This is a genomic window from Catalinimonas alkaloidigena, assembly GCF_900100765.1.
Taxonomy (GTDB): Bacteria; Bacteroidota; Bacteroidia; order Cytophagales; family Flexibacteraceae; genus Mooreia; species Mooreia alkaloidigena.
On the sequence record NZ_FNFO01000017.1, the window covers coordinates 1 to 14865 of the forward strand.

The 14865-nt window shown below is 59.1% G+C and carries 13 protein-coding genes; 1 reads left to right on the forward strand and 12 read right to left on the reverse strand.

Features of this window, described 5'->3' with window-relative positions:
• Positions 1–181: 181 nt before the first annotated feature.
• From BLR44_RS26890 to BLR44_RS26910, 5 genes are all read right to left on the reverse strand, one after another.
• The gene (locus tag BLR44_RS26890; protein WP_089688328.1) at positions 182–1471 is read right to left on the reverse strand and encodes a mandelate racemase/muconate lactonizing enzyme family protein; all 1290 of its coding nucleotides are present in this window, start codon (positions 1469–1471) and stop codon (positions 182–184) included.
• An 81-nt stretch (positions 1472–1552) separates the two neighbouring features.
• On the reverse strand, positions 1553–2506 hold the full coding sequence (locus tag BLR44_RS26895) for an RraA family protein (protein ID WP_089688330.1): 954 nt from the start codon (positions 2504–2506) through the stop codon (positions 1553–1555).
• Positions 2507–2618: 112 nt separating this feature from the next.
• Positions 2619–3095: a thioredoxin family protein gene (locus tag BLR44_RS26900; protein ID WP_089688332.1), complete on the reverse strand. Its 477-nt coding sequence runs from the start codon at positions 3093–3095 to the stop codon at positions 2619–2621.
• On the reverse strand, positions 3080–5395 hold the full coding sequence (locus tag BLR44_RS26905) for a TonB-dependent receptor (protein ID WP_089688445.1): 2316 nt from the start codon (positions 5393–5395) through the stop codon (positions 3080–3082). The genes BLR44_RS26900 and BLR44_RS26905 overlap by 16 nt, the downstream gene beginning before the upstream one ends.
• A 222-nt stretch (positions 5396–5617) precedes the next feature.
• Positions 5618–6115 carry a DinB family protein gene (locus BLR44_RS26910; RefSeq protein ID WP_089688334.1) on the reverse strand — a complete coding sequence of 166 codons (498 nt, stop codon included), beginning with the start codon at positions 6113–6115 and terminating at the stop codon, positions 5618–5620.
• Between the two features lie 195 nt (positions 6116–6310).
• Between BLR44_RS26910 and treF the strand changes: the two genes are divergently transcribed.
• The gene (gene treF, locus BLR44_RS26915; protein WP_089688335.1) at positions 6311–7906 is read left to right on the forward strand and encodes an alpha,alpha-trehalase TreF; all 1596 of its coding nucleotides are present in this window, start codon (positions 6311–6313) and stop codon (positions 7904–7906) included.
• A 147-nt stretch (positions 7907–8053) separates the two neighbouring features.
• Here the strand turns inward: treF and BLR44_RS26920 are convergent, their stop codons facing one another.
• The 7 genes from BLR44_RS26920 to BLR44_RS26950 form a co-directional block, all read right to left on the reverse strand.
• A complete protein-coding gene (locus tag BLR44_RS26920) occupies positions 8054–9361 on the reverse strand; it encodes an LVIVD repeat-containing protein (RefSeq protein ID WP_143017500.1) in 1308 nt (435 codons plus the stop codon).
• 89 nt (positions 9362–9450) lie between these two features.
• A complete protein-coding gene (locus BLR44_RS26925) occupies positions 9451–10197 on the reverse strand; it encodes a hypothetical protein (RefSeq protein ID WP_143017501.1) in 747 nt (248 codons plus the stop codon).
• 71 nt (positions 10198–10268) lie between these two features.
• Complete coding sequence (locus BLR44_RS26930) at positions 10269–10709, reverse strand: hypothetical protein (RefSeq protein ID WP_089688341.1); 441 nt, start codon at positions 10707–10709, stop codon at positions 10269–10271.
• Positions 10710–10720: 11 nt separating this feature from the next.
• Positions 10721–12046, reverse strand: coding sequence for an LVIVD repeat-containing protein (locus tag BLR44_RS26935; protein WP_089688343.1), 1326 nt, complete (start codon positions 12044–12046; stop codon positions 10721–10723).
• 184 nt (positions 12047–12230) lie between these two features.
• Entirely contained in the window at positions 12231–13037 is an 807-nt protein-coding gene (otsB, locus tag BLR44_RS26940) for a trehalose-phosphatase (protein WP_089688345.1), read from the reverse strand.
• Positions 13038–13201: 164 nt separating this feature from the next.
• Positions 13202–14518: a DUF92 domain-containing protein gene (locus BLR44_RS26945; protein ID WP_089688348.1), complete on the reverse strand. Its 1317-nt coding sequence runs from the start codon at positions 14516–14518 to the stop codon at positions 13202–13204.
• Between the two features lie 35 nt (positions 14519–14553).
• The gene (locus BLR44_RS26950; protein ID WP_089688350.1) at positions 14554–14829 is read right to left on the reverse strand and encodes a hypothetical protein; all 276 of its coding nucleotides are present in this window, start codon (positions 14827–14829) and stop codon (positions 14554–14556) included.
• Positions 14830–14865: the final 36 nt, after the last annotated feature.

The window sequence follows — 14865 nt, forward strand, 5'->3', positions numbered from 1 at the left end:
CATCGCCACGATGTAGAAAAAGAGCAGGGATATGGTGAAGAGTTGCTTCATCGGAAGAGACTTCCCGGAGCCGCAAATATAGAGCAGCCCCGGGCGATTCTCCTATTACTTCGGCAAGCTCTTCTTCAGCACCGGTAAATTGTCCGCGCGCTGCCCCAGTCCTGCAAGGCACTGTCAAGTATTACGCAAAGAACGGCACGCCGGGAGTCGCGTATTTCCTCATGCCCTCTTCGTTGATTTCCACGCCGATGCCCGGCTTTTCGGAGAGCGTGATGAAGCCGTTGTCAACCATGTTGCCGTCGAACGTGACGATTTCTTTGAACATCGGGTCCGTATGGAAATACGTCTGCCATTCGAGGATCAGGAAGTTGGGCACGGAAGCACACACGTGGCACGACGCCATCGCGCCCAGGTACGAGGCCACCATGTGCGGCGCAAACGGCACGTAGTAGAGGTTGGACAAATTGGCAATGCGCTGCCCTTCGCCCAGGCCGCCCACTTTTTGCAGGTCGGGCATGATGATGTCCACCGCCCCAATCTCCAGCAAACGCCGGAACCCGTAAGCGAGGTAGTGGTTCTCGCCAGCGCAAATGGGCGTGCTGGTCTCTTCTGCAATGGCCCGGAACGCCTCCGGATTTTCGGCCGGGATGGGTTCTTCCAGCCACATCAGTTTCAGCGGTTCCAGCATCTTGGCCACCTGCTTACCGGTAATGGCGTCGTAGCGGCCGTGCATGTCCACACAAATGTCGATGTTCGGGCCGACGGCTTTGCGGGCAGCGGCAATCTGGTCGTACATGCGCTGCAACTCCCCGGGGCTGGCCGTCCAGTTGTAGGCGTCGTATTTGTTGGGATCGTTGGCCTGGTCGAGGTCGAACTTTACCGCCGTGAAGCCCATCTTGACCGCCTCCGATGCACTCTGCGCGAACTGCTCGGGCTTGGGCAGCTTGAACTGATAGAGCGCTGTATCCATGTAGACGCGGATTTTGTCGCGGAACTTCCCGCCCAATAGTTGGTAGACCGGGACGTTCAGCGCCTTGCCGGCCAGATCCCACAGCGCCGTTTCCACTGCCGAAAGCACCGCCACAAACATGCCCGACTGCGCCCCTTCGAAAAAGCCCGCCCGCCGGATGTCTTCGAACAAACGGTTGACGTTCAGGGGGCTTTTGCCTTTGATTCGTTCGCCGAACATCTTCACCAGGTGGTAAGTGCCGGGCGTGGCGTCGACGCCTTCGCCACATCCCCAGATGCCCTGGTTGGTGTAAATCTTCACGAAAAGGCTATGTCCGTTGCGGATGTAGCCACACTTGGTCTCGGTGATTTTCAGGTCGGAGGGGGCGGAAGCTTGGGGGGCGTGGTTCACGGCGGTCTCCAGGCCTTGGCCGAAGCTTGCGGTGCTCAGGCCCAGCGTGCCGAGGGCAGCGCCGCTCAGGGCACTTTTGGTCAGAAACGAACGGCGGGAATGTGTTGTCATAGAGGGAGCAGGTGTTTTTTTTGAATAGAAAGGCGTACGGCCTCTCCGACATACTAAGCAAGCGGCAAAAAGAGGAACGCACTACCAGGTGCGATTTTTCAGGAACTCCTGGATCTGTTCGCGCGGCACGGGCAGCTCGTTGATGTGGCTGCTCAACCATTGCGAAAAATCCTTCTCGATGGCGTCGGACCAGCGGTTGTCGATCTCACCGGGCGTGTATTTCTGTTCGCGCAGCCGTTGGTGCCCGAACATGTCGCGCAGCCGGACGATTTCGGAGGTAGTCACCACTTTTTCGGCCAAGTGTGGCGGAATGAAGATAACGCCACCGTCGCGCCCCAGCACGACGTCGCCGGGAATGACCATGGCCTGCCCGATACGCGTCGGGGTGTTGATGCCCACCAGCGTGGTGTTCAGGTCGCCGTCCGGGTTGTTGAGGTGGTGCGACGGGTGGTAGGTGCGGAAGAACGAAGTAAACGAGCCGATTTCTTTCAACCCGTTGATGTCGCGCACGGCGCCATCGTATACAATGCCGTTGCCCGTTTTGGCGTAGATCGAGTTGCCGAGGTTGTCGCCGATGGTGGGGCCGTCTACATGCGCCCCGAACTGATCCACGACGTACACATCGCCTTTGACGAGCATGTCAATGGGCCACGCGTTCTGCGACTTCACACGCTTGTCGCGGTTGTGTCCGCGGTCGTCGATCACACGGTGCACGTCGGGGCGGCCGGGCATAAACGTCGCCGTAACGGCCCGCCCCACCAGCACACTATCGGGGTTGATGCACATCCATCCGTCGTCGTACTGGTGCTTGTAATTTTCGCCTTTCAGCACCGCCCAGGCTTCTTCCAGGGTCACGCCTTTCATCCGCTCCAGAAGCGCATCCGGCACTTTGGGGCGGCCGTCGGGGAAACGCTCGCCTTTCCATTCGGGCGTCAGGAAAATCAGTTCTGCTTTGGAAATCTGCTGCCCGGCCACGGGCAACGCAAGGCCCACGAGCAGCAGGCCCAAAAGCCACAATCGGGAGGGGAAAAACATGGTGTACAGGGTTGTAGGTTTTGGCAATACTGTAAAGAGAGCCTCCCCCCTTGCCGCATACTGAGAAAACAAAAAGTTATCCTCCGCGAGCCGCGAACGTGCGCCACTCCCCTCACAGTTGCCGTAACACGCGAAGTAGCTCGGCTGCCGTCAGCGCGCCGGGATGCTGGAACACGATTTCGTACTGCGGATTGAGCATCACCACCGTAGGATACGTTACCGTGCCGTCAACCTCGGCCAGTGTGGCGGCCAGGTCGTGGAGGCCGGTGTCCTGCCCCGTGGGCCGAAAAGCGTAGGTAGTGCCTTTGAAATGAACAGGTTCGCGTTGCTCGGCGTCGAGTTCCACGAAGTAAAAGCGTTGGTTTAGCTGCCAGATCACCTCTGGGTCACGCAGCGTGGTCTGACGCATCAGGGCACAGTACCGGCACCACGACGTGGTGACCAGCACCACCACCGGCCGGGGTTGTTGCATGGCGCTGTCGAGCTGCGCGAACGCCAGCCGCTCCAGGGACTGCGCCCGGCTACTGCCCACCGCCCCCCACAGCCCGACCAGGGCAAAGGCCAGCCATCGCATTACCGCAGTGTCCATCGTACTCCCAGAAATCCACGGATGCCCTGGTTCGGCGCATAGACGTACGACGGATCAAACGTCAGTGCGTACGGATTCTCGGCCGTCGGCCTAACCTGTCCCTCGCTGTCAAACTGCACCCCTCGGTCGAAGGGGTCGTGGGCGCGGGCAATGAGGAAAGCGCTGTTGCGGTTCGGCGTCCAGTTCAGCAGGTTTTTCACCCCACCGTACAGCTCCACCCGTTTGCCCAACGGTTTGCTCAGTTGGATGTTCTGAATGCTCCAGACCGGCGATTTGTCCGGCCGCGGGTCCAGTTCGCCCAACACCGGCAGCCGCATGGGACCGTACAGGTTACCGGTATAGTCGACCGTTAGGTTCCAGGGCCGAAGGGTATACGACACCGTCCAGGTGCCCATCCACCGTTCGGTCAGGAGTTGCCGCTGCCGCACCAGCGCCCCCTGTTCGTTGGTCGTCAGGGTCGACACGTCCATCAGCGTGCCGCCCGCCAGTAACTTCAGTCCGTTGTTCAGCACTACGTCGGCGTTCAGCGAGAGCCCCACCGATTCGGCATGGCCGCGCAGGTTCCGGTACACAATTTTGTTTGGGTCGGTCAGGTAGTCGGGCAGAATCTTGTTGTTGAAGTAGGTATACCAGCCCGTCAGGTCCAGCCCGATGGCGTGCCCGTTGGCGGTGTAGAGGTGTTTAACATAGTTCAGGTTGACGTTGTAGGTGCGCTCCGGCCGCAGATCTCCCTCGATTACGACCTGCCGCGCCCCGGTCAGCGCGGCATGATCTTCCGTGAAGAGGTTCACCACGCGGTAGCCCGTCCCGGCATTGAGGCGCAGGACGTTCTGGGGCGCAAAGGTCCATTTGTACGCCAGGCGGGGCGTAACGATGTGCCCGTGCACGGAATTGTAATCGTAGCGTGCACCCAGGAGGAGTTTCTGTTCGGGCGAGATCGTCAGTTCATCCTGCACAAAAACGCCGGGCAGGGCAATGCGATCCGGCTGGTTCCGAACGGTCGTATCGCCGTCCCAGGCGGCAAACGTGGCCGTAGCGGGCGTGTTGTCGTCGTAGAAGGTATAGCGAAAGGCCATGCCGGTCAGCAGGCTATGGTGCCCCATTTCTTTGTCCCACAACAACTGCCCGAAGGCAATGCGCTGGCTCGCTCGGTAGGGCGTGGTGCCGTAGTACGAATTTTGCTGGTGGTCGTTGTACGAAAACCACAGGTTCAGCTTTTCGCGCACCGGCAACTGGTAATTCCCGATCAGCTCCCAGCGGCTGGTGTAAATGCTTTCGCCGTAGTAGGTATCGCCCCCCCGGTAGGCGGGCGTCCACTGCATTTCGCCGCCCCAGCGGTCTTCGTAGAAGTAGCGCGCCGCCAGACTCGCCAGTCGGTGCTCTTTCCGCTGCAGGCTCCACTTGTTGAACAAGGAAATGCGGTGTTGCAGCGTCACGTCCGTAAAATTGTCGCCGTTCCGGTCCATCGGTACCTGGTAGTTGTAGTAGTTTATCCCCGCCAGCGCATCCACCTTGTTGCCCAGCTGATAGCGATAGCCCAGGTCGGCGTTAACTTCTGCCCAGGACGTCCCGAACACGTCGGCGGTGAACAGGGGCGCGTTCGCAGGTTTTTTGGTGATGATGTTGATTAGCCCCCCTACAGCTTCGGAACCGTAGAGTGACGAGGCCGGACCTTTCACAACTTCGATGCGTTCGACCAGACTGTTCGGAATGCCCGACAGCCCATAGACGGATGACAAGCTACTGACGATGGGCATGCCGTCGATCATCACCATGGTGTAAGGCCCTTCCAGCCCGTTGATGTGAATATCGCCCGTGTTGCAGATGTTGCAGTTGAGCTGGGGCCGCACCCCGTTCACGTTCTGCAACGCATCGAAGAGGTTGGGCGTGGGATTTTTCCGGAAAAATTGCGGGGTGTACACTTCGACCGGAACGGGACTTTCCATCTTGGAGACTTCTTTCATCGTGCCCGTCACTACCACTTCGTTCAGCGTCGACTGCGTTTCGTTCATCGTTGCGTCCAGCCAAAGAGCGTTTGTGTCCTGCACCTGCACACGGCGCAGCACCGTTTCGTAGCCAATGGCCGACATCCGCACCGTGTACGTGCCGAAGGGGATGTTGTTGATGAGAAAACGGCCGTCGGCATCGGTACTGTTGCCGTAGGTGGTGCCTTCCAGCCCGACGTTGACAAACTCAAGGGGCTGGCCCGCCGACGTGATGCGACCCCGGAGCTGGCCCGTTTGGGCTACGGCCGCGCAGGTCGCCAGTAAGGTGAGTAAAATCGTATAGAATGAGGGCATCGTATGCAAGATCAAGTTCAATAACACTGCAAGCTAAACAATATTTTTAGATTAATCTAAAAATTAAAACTAGTCGATCAAATTAACGAAACTATCCCTCAAAAAGTTTTATCTCGATTCGCAAAAAACGCTCGTCCATTTCTCGCTCGTGTGCATGAAAAAATCCGCTGCCCGACCCGAAAGCCGAACAGCGGATCCTGTGCCTTGTTACGCGAACGCTTGTTAGAAAGAAGGATCGTCGGCACTAGGGCCGTAGCTTCCCGGAATGGGAATGTCGAGCAACCGCAGGTAGACGCCCAACTGCGCCCGGTGGTGCACAATCTGGCTGTACGTGGTGCGAATAAAGTCGCTTTTCGACGAACTGCTGTAGACCTGATCACCCTCCCGGAGTATCCAGTTTTCGGACAGCCGGGCTTCGTTCGCTTCGGCCAGCTGCTCCCGCCCCTCGGCGAGCGATCGCTCGAAATAGTCGAGCAGTTCGCGGTGGTTGCGTATCGGCATCGGTGTGTAGGGACTGGCCGCAAAGTCGAGTTCGGGGGTGTTGAGCACCAGAGAAACCCACCCCGGCAACTCGGCAATGTGCGTTGCCAATTGCCGCACGGTCATGCTTTTCGGGTGGGGCTGCCAATCGTATTTGTCGTCCGGCACGCGATCCAGCATTTTCCGGGTGGTTTGGGCCTCTCGGTCCATTTCGTCAAGAAGCATCGGGATAATAGACATGGGATAAAAGATTTTGATGTGCTACAAAGAACGCGCGCCGGCCTGACAGCCCTATGTCAGTAGGCGCTACAGCCGTTGCGAAAAATTTCGCTTTCCTTCTCGGCTGGGGCACCGCTTCGGTTACAGCGCAATGGGGCTACGCCAACTCGTTTTTGTCAAATCCTCGTATATTTTGCCGGGAACCCACATCAACCTATGCAACACCACCTCTTCCGAACGCTCGTTTTCTGGCTGTTCAGCCTGTCGTTACTCGTCGCCCAGCCGTCCGAAATCCGCATCAACTCTTCGGCCGATCTGTACAGCGATTTGTTCAATGCCGTGCAGATGTCGCGCATTTTTCCCGACTCCAAAACCTTTGCCGATGCCATTCCGAAAGAAGATCCCGAACAGATTCGGTTGGCGTACCAGCGCATGCGCCGTCAGCCCGATTTCAGCCTGCTGCAGTTTGTTAACCGCTACTTCATCGTCCCGGAGGTGCGTGCTTCCGACTTTACGACCGACACGTCTCGGTCGGTGCAGGCGCACATCAACGCCCTTTGGCCGGTGCTGACGCGCAAGCCGGACTCGCAACAGGGGTCGTGGCAACAGGGGGGCTCGCTCATTCCGCTGCCGCACGAGTACGTGGTGCCGGGCGGGCGTTTCCGCGAAGTTTATTACTGGGACAGCTACTTTACGATGCTAGGGCTGCAAGCGTCGGGGCGCGAAGACCTGATCCGCTCCATGCTTGACAACTTCGCATACCTGATCAAAACGGTGGGCTTTATTCCCAACGGCAACCGCACGTACTACCGGGGGCGTTCGCAGCCGCCTTTTTTTGCCGCGATGGTCCGGCTGCTGGCCGCGTCGGAGGGCGATAGTGTGCTGCTGCGCTACCTTTCGCCGCTCGAAACAGAGTACCAGTTCTGGATGGACGGACGCGACCGCCTCACCGCCGCCGCCCCGGCCTACCGCCGCGTGGTGCGGATCAACGATACGCAGGTGCTGAATCGTTACTGGGACGATTACCCCGCTCCACGTCCCGAATCGTACCGGGAAGATGTGCTGCTGGCGCGCGAAGTGGGTGGCGATTCGCTGCAACTCTGGCGCGACCTGCGGGCTGGTGCCGAGAGTGGCTGGGACTTCAGCAGCCGTTGGTTTCGCGATCACCAGCACCTGGCGACGATTCATACGACCGAGATTTTGCCGGTTGACCTGAATGCCCTCCTGTACAACCTGGAAATGACGCTGGCCCGTGCCCACCAACTGGCCGGCCATGCGGAAGAGCGCGAGTTCTACCTTAAGCAGGCCCAGCTTCGCTCCGAAGCGGTGCGCCAATATTTCTGGCACGAAGACCAGGGCGTCTTTCTGGACTACGATTTTGTGGCCGGGCAACCCACAGGTGTAATCTCGGCCGCCACGCTCTACCCGCTTTTTTTCGGCATGGTTACGTCGCGTCAGGCGCGCGCCGTGGCGAAAATTGTGCGCCGTTCGCTGCTGCAACCGGGGGGCGTGCTGACGACCGTCAACCGAACGGGGCAGCAGTGGGATGCACCCAACGGCTGGGCTCCCCTGCAGTGGATTGCCATCCGAGGGCTGGAGCACTACGGCGAACAGGCCCTGGCCGATCGCATCCGCACAGGCTGGACCAGCCTGAACGTGAAGGTGTATGAACAGACGGGCAAGCTGGTCGAAAAATACAACCTGCTCGACACCGGCCTGGAAGCGGGCGGCGGCGAGTACCCGTTGCAGGACGGGTTCGGTTGGACAAACGGGGTGCTGCTGCGCTTGTTGGAGGATCAGGAAAAGCGGTAGAACGCAGATAAACCTGGCATGGACGTATAGGAGCAACTTCAGGTAGCAACTCCGTTGCGCCATCGCGCCGAAAGCGCATTCGCTACTACGCTGACCATCGGCACTCATTCACCTTTGCACCGCGCAAGCCGCTGGCGTCCTCAACCGTTAGCTTGCCGGACGCTTGACGGGAATGACGCTGAGGGGCTGGAGCGCCGCCGTTTGCTGGCAGAAATCCGTGTACGTGTATTGATACAGCCCGTCTTTCCCGATCATGATCAGCAGATCGTCGTAGGCGATCACGTCATAGGCATCCATGCCGGTGAGGTGTTGAACCAGCTCCAGTTGCTCCGGATCGGTCGTTTTGAACGTCTTCAACCCGTCGGTCCCTTCACAAATGAACAAGTTGCACCCGTCGATGCTCAGGCCGTGCGGGTTGGTCATCGGGTAGGTTTTCAGAAGCGTCGGGTTGCTGGGCTTCCGCACGTCGATCACCATGAGCTGATCCGTCCAGGCCCCTACCCCGCACAGTGAACCGGAGCGGAGCGTCACATACGCATAGTCGTCCTGGACCACCACGGGGTCGCAACTCAGGACGTGCGGGTACTGACCGAGCTGGACAGGCTGGCGGGGATCGCTGTTGTCGTAGATGTACATCCCGAACGAGGAACCGAGGTACAGCATGTCCTTATAAGCAAAAATCGTCTCCACGCCAAACCCCACGTTGAGGACCGGACCCGGCACCGGCGTGGTGGGAGTAGAAACGTCGTACAGACGCATGTCGGAGGGGCCCACCGTGTAGAGGTACCGGTCGTATTGAGCAAAGCGCGCCATCGAGCCCGCCACCCCGACCTGAGGCGCCGCGCCGCTGCTCGAATAAGCTTTAGTATTGGCAAAGCCGCCGAACAGCACGATAATTCCATCGCCTTCCCGCCAGCCCTGCCCGTTGTTCCACGGCGCCTCCTGGCAGTCGCTCAGCTTGACCTGTTCGGTTTCCTGCCAGTCCGAGATGAAAAGCGTGGAGTCGGTACCGGCCCAGTTGTAATTATGTGCAAACACGTTAGGAATGCGTTCGGTGACGCGGGCCGCCAGCGGATCGGTCAGGTCGATGGCCACCAGGTCCACGTAGTTGTCGGCGTAGAGGATGCCGTCGCGCAGCGCCATGTCGACATTCCCGGGAATGGCCAGAAACTTCAGGTTCACCGGCCGCTGCGGATCTTTGTTATCGAAAATGTGCAGCCCTTCGTGCAGCTCGTTCACCAGCAGGTAATCGCCATACCGGTAGATTTTGCCGGGCTCATGCAGGTCGCGCGGGGCTTCGTAGCCGATGCTGGTTTTCAGGTCGGCCGCCATCGTGAAAACGGGTTCGTATACCGTGTAGGTCGTGGTGGATTCGCACACGTCGGTGCAGGCTTGCAGGAGCGGCAGCAGCACAACAAGTCCGCTCAAAAGCGCAGAAGTAGAGGAGTGTTTCATGGCGGTAAGGAAAAGCGGTATGCATCAGAAAGACGCAACTCGGAGCCGAAAGGCAGCATCGTGCCGAACAAATAATTCAGGGACGGTTGCTACAGGCTGAAGCCAATGCCGAACTGAAGCCGACGGAAGGTCATGCGCTGCTCACTGCGATATCTCCATCCCGACTCGATCAGGCTGGCTTCCTGCCACTGAAAGCCCACGCGGGTCAGCAGTGCCGCTTTTCCCAGGTACACTTTGTACGACACGGCGGGATTGAACAAAACGCCGCCCTGGTAATCTCGGCTGAAGCCATCGGTCTCGGTGTTGTTGCTAAACGCCGCCGCGCCATAGCCCACTTCCACGCTGTAGGCCAGCATATGACGGCCGGGCCAGAGGTTGCCCTTCGCCCCGACGGTGAGGGGCAGCAACGCCTCCAGCGGGTACGCGTCGATCCCGATGCCCACACCGGGCACAAACCGGGGATGCAGTCGATAGCCGTTGAAGGTGCGGATCGAAAACTGCACGTCGGCTTCGTACCCCGTAGCGGGCCAAGCCACATGGCGGCGGTTGGCCTGCACACCGATCCAGGTTTCGTGGTAAAACCCCCGCAGGCTGGCGTAAGGTCGCAACCGATCCGCATCGACGCTCGCTACGTCGTCGTTAGGAAAAATCCATAAACTTCCGTCCTGGGTGCGGAGGCGCAATTGCCCTTCGTCGTGGGTAGAAAGCACTTTGCCGTGCAGCACCGAGCCGTTCTTCAGCATGACGATCTGCTGCCCCACGAGGGGAAGCGAAAGAAAGAACAGGGCCAGGAACCCAATGCGGGTGAGCATTCGAAACGAGCAGACGTGCTTCATGGAAAGTAGGGGGTTGAACGAAAAACTCCGCCGAAGCGGAGCTTTTCCAGACAAAGGAATCAAACAGGTATTCAGTTCGTGCGGCCGTCGGCAGAGCGGCGTACGTAAGTGCTGGCCGGTCCGTCGTAGGCGCGCTCGTCAATGACCAGGGTATCGGCGGCCGGGAAGCGGAGGGTCCGGGTGGACTCATCGGCAAAAACCAAGGTGTATTCCACCTGCCCCGCCAAGGTATCGGTCCGCAGCGCATAGCCTTTTGTTTCTTCTACGGCACCGTCCCGCAGGCGCTGGAACGTTCCTCCGGCTTCAAACACCAGCGTCTCTGTAAAGCCGGCAGTAGCAGGAGTCACGGGAGTCGGGTTGGGCATCATGCCCCCGACCGATTCCACCCACGTCCATTGCCCGACCAGCGAGGGCGGGCCGCTTTCGCGCTGCACCTCGGGTTCAGAAGGTTGACAGGCCGCACACAACAGCCCCAACGAAAGCAAAAGAATGGATTTAGAAAAGAGGGTCATCTTGGTACAAGTTAAATGGTAGGACGGTAGATGGGCGTCGTGCTCAGCAGCTCCACTTGTGCTTCGGCGTCGCACATGTTGTTGTAACGGTACTGGTAAATGCCGTCCTGGCCGATCATGATCAGCAAGTCATCGTAAGCGATCACATCGTAGGCATCTATTCCTGGAAATTCGGCCACGGGCGTGATGTCGAGCGGATTTTCCGCATTAAAGGCCTTCAGGCCGTCCGCACCATCGCAGATGAACAGGCCGCACCCGTCGATGCCCAGGCCGTGCGGATTGGTCATCGGGTACGTTTTCAGGAGTGTCGGATTAGTCAGGTCGCGGATGTCCAGCACGTCGAGCTGGTTGGCGTATCCGTTGCATTCGGTGCCGTTCCGCAGGGTCACGTAGGCAAAATCCCCCTGCACCACCACCGGATCGCAGCTCTGCACATGCGCAAATCGGGAAAGTTGTTGTGGCGAAGCCGGGTCGGCGTTGTCGTAGATGTACAGGCCGTTCTGCGAACCAATAAAGAGCTTGTTGCCGTACGGGAACAGCGTTTCGATGCCCCACCCTACGTAAATTTCGCCCGTGGCCTGAGGCGACGCGGGGGTGCTGATGTCGAACAAGGCGAGGTTGCTGCTGTTGATGGCGTAGAGGTAATGATCGTACTGGGCAAAACGCGACATCGACCCGCCAATGCCGACAGGCGGTGCAGCACTGCTGCCTAGGGCCGAGTTGGCAGTGGCGCTCATCATCCGGCCGTCGGCGGCGTAGTTGATGGTGCCGCACCAGCCTCCGTACCAGATGACCGGCTGGGACTGGCAGTCACCTTTTTCTACTTTTTCGGTCTCGACCCATTCGGTCAGGACCTGCTGGACCGCATTGCCTTGCGCATCCACAGCCGCAAAGACCTGGTACTGTTCCACAAAGGCGCTCTCGATGCGGCCCACTTCGCGGGCGTTTAACGGATCGGAAATGTCGAAGGCCACCAGATCGATGTAGTTGTCGGCATACAGCACGTCGTCGCGCACCAATATGTCCACATTCCCCGGAATTTTCAGAAACCGGAGGTTGACCGGACGGCGCGGATCTTTATTGTCCAGAATGTGAATGCCCTCGTTGGGCTCGTTCACCAAGAGGTAATCACCGTAACGGAAGATTTTGCCCGGCGTTTCGATTTTATGCGGTGCCTCGTAGCCGATGCTATTTTTAAACTCTTCGCGCTGGGTGTAGACGGCCTCGTAGGTCGTGTAGGTATTCGTACGCTCGCACGTATCGGTGCAGGCTTGCAGCAACGGTAGCGCCAAGGCCAGGAGCCCGATGCGTCCGGAGAGGGAATAAAGTTTTTTCATGGAGCGTCTTGTTAGCTGGTTACAGACAAGACGGAGCAAGGCACAAAAATGCGGCTTGGCCTTCCGAATATTCTTTCTCCGTAAAGTAATATTCGTCGGTGTTGGCGGGCAGCTCTACGAAAAAGCGGCCGCTCGTTGACGATACAGCCGCTTTAGTATGAATGCGTTATGATGACAATGCTCTTTACGAATGTGAAGTAGCCGTCTGTTCGACTTCTTCCAGCACCAATTGCAGGAATCTGCCTACTTCGTCGACGTCGTGCAAGCCATACTGGGCCGCCGTTTCGTGGCCGTGGTCGCCGACCAGTACGGTGATGCCCCAGTCGCGCATCTCGCGGAAGGCGTCTTCGTCGGTCAGGTCATCGCCCAGGTACACCGGTAGCATCTCTTCCGGCGAAAGTTCCAGCGTATCGACCAGCCAGCGAATCGACTTTCCTTTGTGCCAGTCGTAGTTGGGTTTCAGCTCCACAATGCCTTTGCCACCCGCAGGTTTCAGGGTTTCGTGGCGCTGGGCCGCCTGCTCGGCTTCCTGCTTTACCCGTTCCTGTTGCTCAGGCGCTACCTGCCGGTAATGGACCGCAATGGCGTATTTTTTCCGTTCCACCTGCGCGCCCGGCACGTCGGCCAGCGCATCGCGCAGTTCTTGCTCGGCAGCGTCGAGGGCGGGCAGCGCATCGATGCCGGCGTGGTGCTGTTCTTCCAACTCAGGGCCTTTGATGTCGAACCCGTGGCTTCCTACGTAAATCAGTTCGGGTAAATCCACCTTATCGGCCACGTTGGCCCGGTCGCGTCCACTGACAATGATCAGCATGCGCTGCGAGGCAATGCGGTCCAGCAAACGACGCATGGTCTCCGACAACAGGGCTTTTTCCGGGTCGGGCACGATGGGCGTCAGCGTTCCGTCGTAGTCGAGAAAGAGGGCAATTTGACGATTTCCGAATTGCGCTTTAATCTCGTCGAAATGGTCAAGCGCGGAAGGAAGTTGTGGCATCAGGGAACAGAATTTAGATCGAATGAGAGTAGCCTCTACCCATTTTTACGGGCGACAGCCGGAAAAGATTGGACGTACGTACAGGTAAAAATGAGAAATAGGGCGGACAATCGCCAGTCGGGTGGGGCTTCGTCCGGGCGGACAAATTTTAAATCTTAGCTATTTCACTGACTTACAATGAGATACATCAACCCGGCAGCAAACAGCGTATTCATCAGATTGACCGTATGGTTGCTCAGGTAGCCGTGCCGCTGCAGTGTGGCCCCCAATACGGAGTCGACGGCGTTGCCCAGTACCCCGGCCAGCCCCACTCCCGCCGCCACTGGCCACGCGTGCGTAAGGCCAAACGCCACCGCCAGCAGCAGACTTCCTGCAGCGCCCAGCAGCGTACCTTCCAGGCTGATGGCGCCGTCGCGCCCGCGCAGATCGGGTCGAAACGTGAGGATGTTCACGTAATGCCTTCCGTACACATTGCCCAGCTCCGAGGCCAACGTATCGGCCGTGGCAGAAGCCAGACTCCCCGCCTGCATGGCCTGCCAGAGGGTAGCCTGCGCCGGAAACCACCAGGCCATCAGTCCGCATACGGCTGCTACCCCGCCGTTCGCGACAGCATTGCGCACCGAGCGCTGCCCCCGGTTGGCTTCCGCCACGCCCAGTCGTTCTTTCTGCGCCAGTCGCCAGCGCGAGGCACCCGACCCCAGCACGAAAAAGAGCAGCAACAGGAACAGCCCCGTCCAGCCGCCACCCATAAAAATGGCTACGGCCACTCCCCACCCGGTCAAGCCACCCACCAGGTCCATTCGTTTGGACACCACGGCGCTCGCCGCCGCCAGCCCTACAGCCCCGAGGGCCCAGCCTACGCCGACCGGCGCAGCCCATTGTTCCGCCGGAGGCAACTCTACGACCAAGTAGGCCACCGTCGCGGCCACCAGCGGCACCACAAGGTTATCGTTTAGACTGTCGGCTACCGATTCGGCTAGGGCGGCGCTACCGATGGCCCACAGCAGGACAATGGCCCAGGCATGTTCAGTCAGGGGAGATAACGTTTCGGCGGGCAGCAGATGCAAAAGTCCAGCCGTTCCCAGCCCTCCGGCCAGGCAAAACGCGAGCGATCCTTCCCAGGTTTTGTGACGATTCCAGGGAAGCGGATGCCGCCCGAACCGACGACCGATCAGCGTAGCACACCCATCGCCAAACGCCATGGCCCCCCACCCGACGGCCAGGAACACCTGTTGTCGGAAAAAAATCAGAGAGAGCAGTAGCAGAATGGCCGGATAGGCCAACAGGCCAATAGAAAAGCCCCGTTGACGGTCGGCGGGTCGCTCTAGCGCCCGCTGCGTAAGCCGAGGTAGCGCAATAAGGTTAAACGCCAGCGCCAGCAGACACGCCGCGCTGATCCCAAGAGGGGAAAGCCGCCCGATCAGGCACGCAAATCCTACCATGCCGATGTGGACGACTTTCCGCCAGGTTTCCGGGTGCATGGGGTAAAGCTACAAACTCCCCCCCGATGCATTTCCTAAAACTGGGTATCGTGGTTGGTTTGCTGCCGTTCGCGCGTTTGCGCTTCGCGCCGCTCTTCGCGGGCCACGGCCTCGCGGTTGCGCAGATTCTCGTTCCGGTCGGTGGCCGGTGTGGCATCGCGCACGTTTGCCTGCCCCCAGGCGTCGTCGGCGCGCCGTTCGGCCGGCGATTCGGTTTTACGCTTCATGGCCCGAAAGCCGATATAAATTCCCAGGGCCAGAAAAACGATCAGTCCGATCAAAAAGCCGCCTGTGATCCAAAGAAGTGTCATGATTCTAAAAGTTTAAGTCAAAAAAATAGAGGTAAA